We start from the raw sequence: 15,108 nt of genomic DNA, 5'->3' as shown, positions 1-15,108 counted from the left end.
CAACTGTTTACTTGGGAAATTCTGAGGGAACACTATATTAAGTAGTTCCTCAGAAATTTATTAATCAAGTAGTCTTATGAGCAAGATACATGCACAGTTCAGCGCTATTCAAGGTTATACAATTACAGACACACTACATATTAGTAATAGAAGTATTGTTTATCGTGCCACAAAAATTAAATCTCAAACACCAGTAGTAATTAAAATCCTCAATAGTCCTTACCCGCAACTGCGAGACTTAATTTTATTAAAAAATCAGTATTTTATCTCCAGCTATATCAACTATCCGAATATTATTACATGCTACGGTTTAGAAACTTACGGCAATAGTTATGCTCTGATTTTAGAAGATTTTGGCGGTATTTCTCTAAGTCAGTATTTGAATTCTCAATCTCTAGATCTAAATGGTTTTATATCAATCGCTCTGGCGATTACCTCTGCTCTAGAATGCCTATATAAAAATAAAATAATTCACAAAGATATTAAGCCAGAAAATATTTTAATTAATCCAGAAACTCAGCAAGTTAAGCTCATAGATTTTAGTATTTCTTCTATCTTACCTAAAGAAAATACTGAGATTAAAAGCCCCAATCTTTTAGAAGGAACTCTTGCTTATATATCGCCAGAACAAACTGGGAGAATGAATCGTGGTATCGACTACCGCACAGACTTTTACTCTCTTGGTGTGACTTTTTATGAATTACTTACCGGACAGTTACCTTTTAATAGCACAAGTCCGATTGAATTCGTACATTACCATCTTGCACAAGAACCAATAAATCCAACAATAGTTAATGTTAATATTCCTCAGATGCTCGCCAATATAGTTCTGAAGTTAATGGCAAAGTCGCCTGAAGAGCGTTATCAAACAGCTAGAGGACTTAAACATGATTTAGAAATCTGTGAACAGATGTTGCTAAAACAAGGGGAAATTACAGACTTTAAATTAGGTGAAAAAGATATCAGAGATCGCTTCCTGATTCCTGAAAAAATTTATGGTAGAGAAACTGAGGTTAGCACTTTATTAAATGCCTTTGAAAGGGTCAGTTTAGGCAATATAGAATTAATGTTAATTGCTGGATTTTCTGGGATTGGAAAAACATCAATTGTTAATCAAATTCATAAACCAATTATTAGACAAAAAGGTGATTTTATTTCTGGTAAATTTGAGCAATTCCAGCGAAATCTTCCCTTTTCTGCATTTGTACAAGCTTTCCGCAGTCTTATAAAACAACTACTTACTGAAAGCACAGCCCAATTACAAGAGTGGAAAAAGTATATTTTATCAGCTTTAGGAGAACAAGCAGGAGTAATAATTGATGTTATTCCCGAATTAGAATTGATAGTTGGTAAACAACCAGCAATTCCTGAACTCACAGGAACTGCTGCACAAAATCGCTTCAATTTGCTATTTAGTAAATTCATTCGAGTGGTAGCAACTAAAGAACATCCACTAGTCATTTTTTTAGATGATTTACAATGGGCAGACTCTGCATCTTTAAAACTAATTCAATTATTAATGGGTGAGACCGATTCTATATATCTGTTGCTGATTGGTGCTTATAGAGATAATGAGGTTACCGCTGGACATCCTTTACTTATGACTTTAGATGCGATTTCTAAAACTAATGCGAATGTCAATCAAATTACGCTAACACCTTTGAATGAAACTCACATCAATCATCTGCTAAAGGATACTTTAGGCTGTCCAGATTCAATGGCTCTAAATTTGACAAAGTTTGTATTAAATAAAACTCAAGGTAATCCTTTTTTTATAAATCAATTATTAAAATCTTTGCAGGAAAATCAAATAATCTATTTTGATTTTACAGCCGGATATTGGCAATACAATATTCAAGAAGCAGAAACTTTATATCAAAGTGATGATGTTGTTCAGCTTTTAGTTAGCCGCTTAGAGAAGCTACCTAGATTAACTGTAGAAACCTTAAAAATAGCTGCTTGTATTGGGAATACATTTGATTTAAATCTCCTATCCCTGATTTCCGAAAAATCCCCTGATGAAATTGGCGCTAATTTGTGGAAATTGTTACGAGAAGGGCTAATTTTACCCACAGATGAAATTTATAAACTTTATACAGATGAGCAATCTCAAGCCAGTGTTGACTCAGAAATAGAATTTCGCGATCGCGAAAAATTGACAGTTAACTATAAGTTCCTCCACGATCGCGTACAACAAGCAGCTTACTCTCTCATCTCAGCAACAGATCGCCAAGCTATCCATCTCAAAATTGGGCGGACTCTTTTAAAAAATCCAAATTCCCAAAACTTGGAAGACAATATATTTGAAATAGTCAATCAACTCAATATTGGCGTTGAGTTAATTACTAGTAAATCAGAAAAATCCGAACTAGCTCAACTCAACTTGATTGCAGGTAACAAAGCTAAATTAGCTACTGCTTATGAAGCGGCTATTAAATATTTACAGATGGGTTTGCAATTGTTGAAAACAGAAAGTTGGCAACATCAGTATCAGCTAACATTGGATTTATATTTAGCAGCAATGGAAGCAGAATACTTAAATATTAATTTTGAAAAAGCAGCAATTTATGCAGAAATAGTTAAGCAAAATGCAACTAGCCTACTCGATCAAGTCAAGGCTTATGAAGCGCAAATGCAGATGTATATGGCTCAAATACAAATGCAATTAGCTATTGATACAGGATTAAAATTATTGGACATACTGGAAGTAAACCTGGAGTCAGCACCACCACAAAATTTGGATGTTGAAGATTTAATCAACTTACCAACGATGACTGTTCCCGATAAACTTGCAGCGATGCGTATCTTAATTAGTATGATTTCTGCGGCTTATTTTACCAATCCAGCATTACTGCCATCAATTATATTTACGATTATACATCTGTCTGTAATGTATGGAAATTCTTCAGCTTCTACTTACGGATATGTTTTGTATGGCTTGCTATTATGCAGTATGTTCTCAGAAATTGATGCTGGATATCGCTATGGCGAAGTTGCGTTGATTTTACTAGATAAGTTAAATGCTAAAGAACTTAAATGTAGATTATTTCTAGTATGGAATGCAAATATCAGATTTTGGAAACAACATCTGAGGAGTACCATAGAACCTCTCGAAGAAGCTGTGCAATCTGGTTTAGAAAATGGAGATATTGAATATGTAGGATATTGTTCTACAAATCATTACTTACACTTATTGTTTGCTGGAGAAAATTTACCTGTTGTCTATCAGCAATTAGAAAAATATAGTGTTTTGATGCACAAGCTGAAACAGCAGTGGGCTGTGGAGATGCAGAAAGTATGGTTCCAATTTATTTGGAATTTGCTAGAAAATACAGAAAATCAATATCAACTAAATGGTTTATATTTTAATGAATTAGAAAAATTGCCATTGTTTATCCAGACGAAAAATTATAATTGTCTTTTTTATGTATATTTAGCAAAAACTATACTATTTTATTTATTTAACCAAACAAACAATGCCTTAGAAAGTGCAGAAATTAGCAAACAATATTTAGAATCTGTAGCTGGACAATTTAGTGTCAGTCAACATAATTTTTACTATTCTCTAGCTCTGTTAGCTGAATATCCTAACCAGCCTAGGATTGAGCAGGAGCAATACCTGCAACAAGTTATAGCTAATCAGGAACAAATGTTTGATTGGGCATTTCATGCACCGATGAACTGTCAACATAAATATGATTTAGTAGCAGCAGAAAAAGCACGAATTTTAGGACAAAATTGGCAGGCTATGGAACTTTATGACCAAGCCATTAGAGGTGCTAAAGAAAATCAATATCTGCACGAAGAAGCGCTAGCTAATGAACTGGCTGGGAAATTTTATCTGGCTTACGGTAAAGAAAAAATTGCCCAAACTTATCTAATTGATGCTTACTACTCCTACAGCCGTTGGGGAGCTAATGTCAAAGTTGAAGAATTGGAAAAATGCTATCCTCAGTTACTTTTACCAATTATTAATCACAAACAAGTTAGTGTTAATAGCCGTGATAGCAATGCTTTAATTACTAAAGCAATTGTTGACTCCAGCACTACTGGGGTGACAGCAATATTGGATTTAGAAACTGTAACTAAAGCATCCCTAGCTATTGGCTCGGAAATTCAGTTAGATAAATTAATCCAAATTCTTATGCAAGTAATTTTAGAAAATGTGGGAGGAAACAAAGGTGCATTAATTCTGCAAGAAAATGGCAATTTGCAACTTGTAGCACAATCGCACAATCATCAACCATGCGAATTATTATCTATCTCTATTAACAATACTCAGGATGTTCCAGTTAGTTTAATTAATTATGTGTCTCATACTAAAGAATATTTATTAATCCATGATGCTAGTACGAAGACAAATTTTGCAGCCGATCCTTATATCATTAAATATCAACCAAAATCTATACTATGTACTCCTATTATTAATCAAGGCAAACTCATCGGCATTGTTTACTTAGAAAATAGTCTCATAGTTGATGCTTTTACTGCTGATAGGTTGCAAATTCTCAAACTGCTTTCTTCACAAGCAGCTATCTCTTTAGAAAATGCCCAGCTTTATGCAAAGTTAGAAGAAAAAGTAGCTACAAGAACCCAGGAATTAAATGCAAAAAATCTGCGGCTGAAGCAAACGCTACGTGAACTAAAAGTTACGCAAACCAAACTTATACAGTCTGAAAAAATGTCTAGCTTGGGACAATTAGTGGCTGGTGTTGCTCATGAAATTAATAATCCGATTAATTTTATCTACGCCAATATTGAACCTACTAATAACTATATTACATCTATGCTGCACCTGATTGATGTTTATCAACAAGAATATCCTCAGGTGACACCCTTAATTCAGCAAACAAAAGAAGATATAGATTGGGAATTCTTAATAGAAGATTTACAGAAAATTCTTGATTCCATGAAGATGGGAGCTAACCGGATTCGTAATATTGTGCTGGGATTACGGAACTTCTCCCGACTCGATGAAGCTGATATTAAATCTGTAGATATTCATGAGGGCATAGATAATGCGTTAATGCTCTTACAGCCCAGCTTAATTCCCAAGGCAAATTATCCAGAAATAACTGTAATTAAAGACTATGCAAAATTGCCAGCTATCGCCTGTTATGCTTCGCAATTAAATCAGGTATTTCTCAATATCCTGAATAATGCAATTGATGCTTTGCATAGACATAATCAGCAGCGAGCGATCGCAGAAATAGAAAATTATCGTAGCACAATTACCATTTGCACTCAAGTTATTAACAATGATTGGGTTTGCATATCTATCAAAGATAATGGAACAGGTATCCCGCAAAATATTAAAGAACGAATCTTTGATCCCTTCTTTACCACTAAACCTGTAGGTGAAGGTACTGGTTTAGGATTATCTATCAGCTATCAAATTATTGTAGATAAGCATGGTGGGAAAATAGATTGTATTTCAGTACCGGGAGAAGGGGCAGAATTTGTGATTAAAATTCCGATTCAGCCAGAAAAATTTTAAGTATTTATAGTATTCATCTACAGTAAATAATTATGCAAGAGCAGACTATTTTAGGTGTTGATAAAAATAACCATCCAGGACAAAAGCTACCACGCTCTTTAACAGCAATTGAAACTTTTGGCTTTACTTTATGCGGCTTGCTGTCATGGTTTACATCTGCACCATTTATTACTTCCGGTTTGGGAATGCAAGGTTTATTTTTGTGGATACCTGCAACAATTATGGGTGTAATGTTGTGCTTTCAGGTGCAAGCTTTGGGTAAGCAATGGCTAGATGTCGCCGGAGGAACAGCTAATTACACTAGCAGACTGCTGAAAAATTTGCCATTTTTAGGACGTTATGCAGCCTTAGGATACTTTGTTGCTTGGTCTTCTTTTCCCATCAATGGTGTTATTCTCACAGAATTAATCAAAGCACAACTTGAACCTTGGGGTATTCATTTTCCAGATGTGGTAATGAAAATTGGTTTAACATTACTCCTATTTACTGTGGCATTTAGTGGTACACGCGCTTTAGCAATTTTGCATTTATGTTTCATTATCCCGGCTGTGGGATTAGTCCTGTTATTTTCTATTCAAGGTCTGATTTGGTTAGCATTTTCACCACATAGTATGGGATTTTTTCCTAGCAGTTTACCTACTTTATCAGTTGTAGAATTGCCAAAGTGGTTTTTCTTTGTAGTCTATGCTGTCTATAGTATAGAAACAGGAGCAGCGTTTGTTGCTGATAGTCAAAAACCCCAGCAAACTTTGCGCTTATTATCGGTAGTTGGTTATCTCATACCGATTATTTCTTTAGGCGGTTCTTGGGTAATGATACGTTTAGCTAGCAATCCAGAACTGCAAGGTGACACTTTCAAAACTTTCTTAGCAGCTTCACCATTCTGGGGTAATTCAGCTTCATTAATTGTGACCTTGTTAATTTGCTCGAGTTGTCTTTTAGGTGCAGCTACCGCAGTCGCAAATACCCCGCGTATTTTATATCAACTAGCCCAAGATGGACATCTTTCGCCCGTCTTTACAGTTGTGTCTCGCCAAGGTGTTTTGCAACCTGCATTGATATTTACTTTTATATTTAGTTTGTTTTATCTACTTTGGGCAGATTTAAATAGTTTAGTAATTGTCATTACAATTAGCTACTTATTGTGCATTATTACATTTCATTTTGGTCTATGGCTAAACCGGGGAAAGCCAGGGGTACGATGGCCTTGGTTTTCTTTAGCCTTTTGCTTAATAGAAGTAGTAGCTTTATTAGTTGGTGGCTTGGCTTGGAACTGGCGCAACTTAGTTACGGGGTTAATGCTTCCGCTGATAGTTTTATTAGCTGATGCAGCTATCCGCAGAATTCCCTTTCCACCTTTTCATATTCAATGGTGGATGCAGCGCCGTCAGTTATACAGCACTAAAATTAAAGACTTTGTGGGATTTCAAGTAGGAATTTTAGTCTGCTTGATTTGTAGTACTGCTATGATTACCTGGATTGTGAAGGAGCAGTTTGAAAAACTCCCAGACAATGCAGATGAAAATCTCTTGGCAGTTTTGCTAATGATTCTCTCATTTATGGGAGTAGCGATCGCCTGCTGGACAACTTTACCACAAATTGCCTCGATTGCTGAAGCCAGAGAGGTGGCTGAAAGTCGTTTTATTACTGCTTTAGATACGGTTCCAGATGCAATTTTAGTGCTGGATGAAAATGGCAAAATCACTCAAGCTAATCTAGCTGCGGAAGTTTTATTAGAATTTCATATTGATCAATTGAGTGGGCTGAATCTAAATAGATTCTTTCGTGATTTGAATGATTTACCTGCATATTGGGAAAGTAGAAGCGAGCAAATTTTACACAAATCTGAATCACCGCGAACTATTGAAACAACAATTTCCAACCGGGTAAATCGCCAGCGCCAAGAATATATTGTGTTCTTACGAGATATTAGCGATCGCAAACAAGCAGAACAGCAATTATTAGATATCAAAAATCTCTATCAGCAAATTCTTGATGCAATTCCCGATTTAGTTTTATGCAAAGGTGCGGAATCGCGCATTATTTATGCTAATAAGGCATTTCGTGAATATTATGGCATGACTTTGGAGCAGTTGAGAGGAATTATTGATGCTCCTTTTGCTAAACCTGATTACACACAACAATATGTGAAAGATGATGCTTATGTGTTTAATACTGGAAAAACTTTAGTAACCGAGGAAACGGTTATTCGTTACGATGGTGAGGAGCGGCTGTTTAATACAATCAAGAGTGCTATTTTTGATGCTCAACAGCAGGTTATTCAAACAGTAGGAGTCTCGCGGGATATTAGCGAAAGCAAGCAAGCAGAAGCAGCATTGCGACAGCAAGCAACAGAACTAGAAAAAACTCTCCAAGATTTACAGCAGGCGCAAACGCAGTTAATTCAAACTGAAAAAATGTCTAGTCTTGGTCAACTTGTAGCGGGTGTAGCCCATGAAATCAACAACCCCGTTAACTTTATTCATGGTAACCTAACTCACGTTGATAACTACACTCAAGATCTACTTAGTTTCATCCAGCTTTACCAAGAAATTTATCCCGAAACAGCCCCAGAAATTCAAGACTTAAGTGCAGAAATTGACCTAGATTTTCTCAGAGAAGATTTGCCAAAAACCCTAACTTCAATGAAAGTGGGTACTCAGCGTATCCGGGAAATTGTGCTGACGTTACGCAACTTTTCTCGACTTGACGAAGCGGAGATGAAACCTGTAAATATTCACGAAGGTATAGATAGCACGCTGTTAATTTTACAAAATCGTCTGAAAGCCAAGTCAGAACATCCGCAGATTGAAATTATCAAAGAATATGGCAATTTACCCGATGTAGAATGTTACGCCGGACAGCTAAACCAAGTATTCATGAACATTTTTAGTAATGCTCTTGATGCTTTAGACAATTACAACTCTCAAAGAACAACAGCAGAAATTAACAAGAACTTGAGCCAAATTACTATCCGCACGCAAGTAATTAATCCGCATTGGGTAGGTATTTCTATTCAAGATAATGGCCCGGGAATGACTGAAAGTGTCAAGCAAAAACTTTTTGACCCTTTTTTCACAACTAAACCTGTAGGACAAGGTACAGGTTTAGGATTATCTATCAGCTATCAAATAATTGTCGATAAACACCAGGGAAAGATGAAGTGTATTTCTCAACCGGGACAAGGAGCAGAGTTTTGGATTGAAATTCCCATTAAACAATGCGGTTTAGCCCATATTTAAGGCAGATAAATTTGCAAATCTTAATTAATCTATGAGAGATGCGATCGCATCTTGAAATTTTTGCCAGATGACTCCTAAAGAATTATTAGCTGCTGTACCGGAAGAATTGACTTGGCTAGCAGGTAGGTTTGGGCAGGTTGGACGATAGGGTTCTTTGCCGAAAGCTTCTTGCCACTCTTGAGGAGTTAAGTTGCGTCCGGCTGTGCGACAAGCAATGTTGATTAAGTCATCATTATTGTAAGACACCCGCCACAAACGAGCATCACTATCAGACCCACTGAGAAGCCAACGGCTATCATTACTAAAGGCTAAAGGACTAACAACGCTATTATGTCCGCGTAGTACGATGGGTGCAGCAGTGCTGTCGTTGGGATTCCACAAGCGAATGGTATGGTCATCGCTGGAGCTTGCTAACCATTGGTTATCGGGGCTGAATTTTAGACCATAAACACCCCCACGATGTCCTGCCAACAGAGCTGGTTTTTTGGCAAGATTATTCATATCCTGTAACTGCACTTTTTGATCCCAAGAACCAGCAGCCAACCAGCGACCATCTGGACTAAACGCAACTTGAGAAACGCGATTATCAAATTTAATAATTTTTGGGTTAGCTGAGGGGTTAGTAGCAGTCATATCCCATAGCATAGCTTTACCATCCCAACCTGCTGCTGCTACCCAACGATTATTCGGACTGAACGCTACATCTGCAACTACATCGCAGTGACCAAGTAGAGAAATGGGTTTGGCATTATAGTTGGTTAAATCCCAAACTAAGGTACTTCTGTCACTGCAACCCCCTATATTACCACCAGTAACCAACCAATGCTCATCTGGGCTAAAGGCAAGCGATCGCACTCCCAAATTCTGAGTATTGCGCTCAAAGCTCGGCTTAGTTGGTAAACTGGCTTGTTTCATGTCCCATACCTGTACAGTACCGTCATAGCTGCCAGCAGCTAACCACCTACCACTAGAACTGAATGCCATACTCCAGAAACCCGGCCCGTTGAGGATATGTGGTTGTTTAGCAAGATTGGTCATATCCCACAACCGGACAGTTCCATCGGGGCTACTTGAAGCTAACAATTTGCCATTAGGGCTGAAAGCTAGACTGTAGATAACATATTTGTGTCCAGTTAGTAAGATAGGTGGACGCATTAGATCAGTTGTGTTCCATAGTCTGATGATGTTGTCGCCACTATTAGATGCTATCCACTTGCGATCGGGACTAATTGCAACTGCTCGTACCAAATGAACACCCGACAAAATAATTGGGTCATTCAAGACGTTAGGAACTTTCCATAATCGAGCTTGATTGTCTTCGCTAGCAGTCGCTAACCATTGCCCCTCTGCGTCAAAAGTCATTGCATTGATCCATCCTTCATGTGCTTGAAGAACGATAGGTGATATTGAGAGGTCAGTGATATCCCACAACCTAGCTGTTCCATCTTGACTGGCTGTTGCTAGCCGCGTACTATCAGGACTGAAATTTGCTCCAACAACAGCACCAATATGTCCCCGTAAAATAAAGCGACAAACCGGATAATTGGTGTCAGTCTTACAGTATGACGATTTGGGTTGCGAAGAATTTAGACTTTGCATATCCCACAACTTTACCTCAGTGGTACCTGCACCTGTTGCTAACCAACGACCATCAGGGCTATAGGCAATGGAGCTAATCCATCCATTATTTGTACCTATGATTGTGGCTGGGGTGGTAGTTAAGTTTTTAGAGGTTAAATCCCAAACTTGCACAGTATAGGATATAGCAGCTGCCAAACGCTTTTCGTCAGGGCTGAAAGCAAGCCCCAAAATATTACTTTCAGTTAATTCCTTAGTCTTGAGAATTATGGGTGTTGCAGAGGAGCTAATCGCTGTCATATTCCACAACTGTACATTGATGCTAGTACTTTCACCTATAACGTTATTTGATTCACCTGTGGCTAACCATCGCCCAGAAGGGCTGAAAACGACTTGTAAAACCTTAGATTTATAACCTCTTAATGGAATCATTTTCGAGCCAGGGACTTGAGTTTTCATATCCCATAGCCCGACAATGGCATCTTGACCGGCTGTTGCTAGCCACTTGCCGTCAGGACTAAAAGATAATGCGTTAATTGGCTTGCTATGTCCTCGGAGAATTTGAGGCGCAGTGTTGAAGTTCGGTGTAGTAATATCCCAGAGGCGAATGTGAGTGTCATTACTAATTGCCGCTAACCATTTACTATCAGGACTAATCGCAACAGCTTTTACCTCACCTGTATTTCCTCGTAAAACAATCGCGGGTTTATCTGGATTGAGCTTATCCCACAGCCGCACTGTTCCATCTTTACTTCCTGTAGCTAACCAGTTTCCTTTGGGGCTAAAGGCCACAGCAACCACTGGTTTATCATGTCCAATCAACGGAGTACCGCCAATTTGAAATAAAAGCCTACGTAAAGAATTTTGAATTTCTTTATAACTGAATTTCCAAGTTTTTATAGCTTCTAGAGTCAACAGTAAGCTCTTTTGAGGAAACTCATCTCGTATTGTCAAAGCTTCAAATAGCGAGGCTCTTGCAAGTGCTTCTTTCGTTTTTTGTTCAGCAATCTGACGTTGTTGTGCTTCAGATTTTTGGGCTATTTCTGCTTCTTGTTGGCGTTGTACAGCAACTTTGTTAGCTTCTATTGCTATTAGGCGTTGTTGTGCTTCAACTTTTTGGGCTGTTTCTGCCTGTTTGCGACGTGCTTCGGCATTTTTCTGAGCATCTACTGCAAGTAGACGTTGTTGTACTTCAGATTTTTGGGCTGCTTCTGCCTGTTGGCGACGTTGTTCAGCAATGTTACGGGTATCTACTGCAAGTTGACGTTGTTTGGCTTCGGCTTTTTGAGCTGTTTCTACCTTTTGAAGGGCTATTTCTGCCTGTTTGCGGCGTGCTTCGGCATTCTTCTGAGCATCTAATGCTATTTTTCGTTGATTTTCTGCAACATCCTTCTGGTTTTTAGCCTCTTGAGCATTCTCCTCTGCTTTCTGGCGCTGTAAATTAGCTTCCTGGCGTTGAGCTTCTGCATAAGTTGCGAGGGCTGCCATAGCAACTGAAAAAATAAGTAAGCTGACAATTAGAGGCATTGCAGGCTTCAAGCGTTGCCACAAGCTTTCAGGCAAATGTTCCCGAATCCAACGCACATTAAAAACCTGGCGATAAATTAGGTTACGTACTTGCAACCGTGTGTTTTCTCGCCGCACAATTCCAGATAACTTTAGGTGAGACTTGACGAGTGACTGTTCTTCATCAGTTACGGGAAATTTGCCTCGATAAATTTGAAGATAGGCATTGAGTACTTCTTTTTCCAGTGGATGTGGGGCGCGCTTAGTCAGCATATCCCGCACAAATTGCAAGTTATTATCTTGCTGACTGGCATTGCCAAAAAAGGTACTATCTACAATACGATCAACTTCGGTCTCAGACCAATCTGCTTGATTGCGATCGGCAAGAATGCGACAAAGACGCTGTGTTAAATTTGGGTGTCCTCCCGTCCATTTCAGAACCCATTGCAATACTTGCTGGGCATTTTCATGGGGTAATCCTAAGCCTGCTGCTAAAGGCAATGCTTCTTCAAAGGTAAAATCTGTTAAATCTACTCGTTGCCCAATATTAAAGGGTGTACGCTTTGGATCGCGGATTAAATCGCCTGGTGTAGCTACACCAATCAAAACAAAAGAAAGGCGATGAAATTCGGGATTGGTGGCACGGGCAACGTGAAAGTAACGAACGGCTGCATAAAAGTCATCAGTAAAATCCAGGCTAAGAGTAGTATCAATTTCATCAATAAAAATTACTACTGGAGTCGCTACTTCAACCAGCAATACATTCTTAAAAAACAAAGTTAGCCGTTGAGTAATGCCTAAATGGTTATGCTCCTCCCACCACTGATTTGTATTAGTATTCAGCATGAGTTGACTTGCTATGGCATCAAGCAGCCCTTTATACCATTGTTCAGCAGTTACTTGGGTGCCTAATACACCACTGATGTCAACGATCGCACATTGAATACCTTCCTCAATCAGTTGTTCTGCCGTGCGAATCATTAAGCTAGATTTTCCCAACTGTCGGGGAGTGAGGACGTAGGCAAAGCTAGCAGTGCGGCAAAGTTTGAGTAACTCTTGATCTGCCTGTCGAGAAATGTACAACCCCTGGTCATTTGCTTGGACAGTACCGCCAACGGTGTAAATGTTTGGGTTAGCCATGCAAATGCTCCCGGAAGTAGTCGGCATAGAGTTGACAGCGCGCCACAACTATTTGCCCTTCACGTCGAATCAAGCCTACTGCGCTTAGTAATCGGTAAATCCGCTCATCTGGACAGGTATTGTTACGAATTACCTGAAGCAACCCTTGCACTAAGTCTTTTCTTTTGTCAATGCAGAATAAATGATACCGCAGATGATCGCCAAAGGGGCCGCGATCGCTGCTTGCTTGAGCAAACAGTTCGGCTACGGAAAATTGCTGGCTAGCAACTACATACAATGCCCGTCGCACTAGATAAGGATGACCATGTAATAATCTCATCAGTTGGGTTTCTTGCAACTGTGTCAGAGGAGAACAATGCCTTTGATTAAGGTCGGCAACTTGTTCTAATGTAAAATCCTTACACTCAATAACTTCACCTACACTGAATGGAGATTGATTCAGGTTCGGAATCAGATAATAGGTTTCAGTAGCAGTCACCAAAGCCAAGTCAAACTGTTTCCAAATCCGCATACTAGGTAAAGGTAAAGCACGGTTATTGTGCCAACTACGCAACATGCCAAAATATCCTGATTGAAACTCTGTATCAAAAATCCGATCCACTTCATCCATCGCCAAAACCAGAGAACCACCCAATTCTTTCAACACATAAGACTGGATATAACTGGTGCAACGCTGATTGTTACCTACCCCTTGTTGCCAGAATTCTGCTGTGCGATTGGGCATTCCCAGTTGTTCAGTTAAAATCGTGCAAAACTGTTGATAAAAAATGTCTGCATTGGTGAGGGCTTCTGGGTCAAATGATTGAAAATCTATATATGCTACTTTTTTACCGACTTTCATCGCTGCATCAATCACCCGCATCAGCAAGGAACTTTTCCCAATTTGACGGGGGCCTTTGATTGTTAAAGTGACTCCCTGGCGTTGGATTGTTGTCAGCGCGATCGCATCTTGGGGGCGTTCAATGTAAAATCGTGATTCTGAGTCCATTGTCCCCTCTGTCATCTCCAAGGGTATCGGTTGAGCACAGGGAGATGGGCGCGGTAAACATGGTTGTGGGGGAATTTGCAGTAAGTCGGCTTTAGATTTTTCTGTATTGATGGAAAGAGTATCACCTGCGATCGCCCGTTTTAACTCTTCAATTAAACTGGGTGTGTCTTCATCTGTTTGCCACAATGCCCAGTTGATGCCATTGAGATAAGCACTCAGTGGATACTGAAACGGTTCTCGATAATTCAGACGCACTGGTAAAATGACGGGATGTCCCCCCTGCTCTTTTCCCAGACGAGATGCTGTTTCAATCTCGGCTTCTACCATTTCACTATGAACAGCTCGTTGTGAGAGAAAAACAATTAAAAAGTCTGCCCGTTGCAATTCAGCTTCAATTCTTTGTGCCCAAGGCGTACCCACGAGCATTTCTCGATCGATAAACACCTCATGCTGTTGCCTAAGTGCCTGAAACACTTGCATGGCAACTTTTTCATCAGTTTCTGTGTTGCGTTTATAGCTGATAAAAATCCGCTTTCGTGGAGTTGGCGAAACTTTTTGAGCAGATAATGACCGTTGCTTGAGTTGTGGTCTGTCATACTCGGGAATACCTTCTAAGTTGATCGCACTGCGACCAAATTTAAAAGCTTCTTCCAGAGATTTTCCTGCACCTAGCCCATCATAAAACCCAACAGCAAAATCAATTGCTGCGCGATCGCCAATTGCCTGACTCATCCCAACTACACAATCAATATGTTGAAAAATTGCTTCTGCTTGTACCTCGCTATAGCAAGCATTCAACAACACACACTCAACATTTTCTTTACACAGTTCAAATAGCCCCGCCAAAGCTTGAGAACTGACAAGTTGCACCTCGCCTACATCATTTTCTAAAACTAATCCTTGAGTACCTGCACCATGCCCTGAAAAATGAACAATTTGCGGTTCATAGTCCAATAATGCGCGTTGCAAATCTCTAGGGCGCACCGCCCACCGTGAGACAATTTCAAACTGATCTCGCCTACGCGATCGCATCAACCCTTCTGTAATTTCTCGTACTTCTTCACCTAGACGTAAATTATTCGTGTTTTTGGGATTAGCAGCCAGAATCAAAATCTTTTTCACAAGACCACATTGACAATATGACCATATTCTGAGAA

4 protein-coding genes are annotated in these 15,108 nt (G+C 39.2%); 2 read left to right on the top strand and 2 right to left on the bottom strand.

Features of this window, described 5'->3' with window-relative positions; all coding sequences use genetic code 11:
- Positions 1 to 76: 76 nt before the first annotated feature.
- Together AACU32_RS39385 and AACU32_RS39380 are read left to right on the top strand one after the other, a co-directional pair.
- Positions 77 to 5,497, top strand: coding sequence for a trifunctional serine/threonine-protein kinase/ATP-binding protein/sensor histidine kinase (locus AACU32_RS39385; RefSeq protein WP_096607617.1), 5,421 nt, complete (start codon positions 77 to 79; stop codon positions 5,495 to 5,497).
- Between the two features lie 32 nt (positions 5,498 to 5,529).
- Positions 5,530 to 8,739 carry an amino acid permease gene (locus AACU32_RS39380; protein ID WP_096607616.1) on the top strand — a complete coding sequence of 1,070 codons (3,210 nt, stop codon included), beginning with the start codon at positions 5,530 to 5,532 and terminating at the stop codon, positions 8,737 to 8,739.
- A 24-nt stretch (positions 8,740 to 8,763) separates the two neighbouring features.
- Here AACU32_RS39380 and AACU32_RS39375 read toward each other — a convergent pair whose 3' ends face one another.
- Together AACU32_RS39375 and AACU32_RS39370 are read right to left on the bottom strand one after the other, a co-directional pair.
- Positions 8,764 to 12,963 carry an AAA-like domain-containing protein gene (locus tag AACU32_RS39375; protein ID WP_339378638.1) on the bottom strand — a complete coding sequence of 1,400 codons (4,200 nt, stop codon included), beginning with the start codon at positions 12,961 to 12,963 and terminating at the stop codon, positions 8,764 to 8,766.
- The gene (locus tag AACU32_RS39370) at positions 12,956 to 15,073 is read right to left on the bottom strand and encodes an AAA-like domain-containing protein (RefSeq protein ID WP_096607614.1); all 2,118 of its coding nucleotides are present in this window, start codon (positions 15,071 to 15,073) and stop codon (positions 12,956 to 12,958) included. The genes AACU32_RS39375 and AACU32_RS39370 overlap by 8 nt, the downstream gene beginning before the upstream one ends.
- Positions 15,074 to 15,108 lie beyond the last annotated feature (35 nt).

The organism is Calothrix sp. NIES-2100 (genome assembly GCF_963875285.1).
GTDB lineage: Bacteria > Cyanobacteriota > Cyanobacteriia > Cyanobacteriales > Nostocaceae > Aulosira.
Note: the sequence above shows the minus strand (reverse complement) of the source record. Positions and strands in the feature narration are given on the sequence as shown.

Excerpts from the sequence above, each read along its gene's own strand:
- AACU32_RS39385 (WP_096607617.1), top strand. The coding sequence starts at position 77 with ATGAGCAAGATACATGCACAGTTCAGCGCTATTCAAGGTTATACAATT.
- AACU32_RS39375 (WP_339378638.1), bottom strand. The coding sequence starts at position 12,963 with ATGGCTAACCCAAACATTTACACCGTTGGCGGTACTGTCCAAGCAAAT.
- AACU32_RS39380 (WP_096607616.1), top strand. The coding sequence starts at position 5,530 with ATGCAAGAGCAGACTATTTTAGGTGTTGATAAAAATAACCATCCAGGA.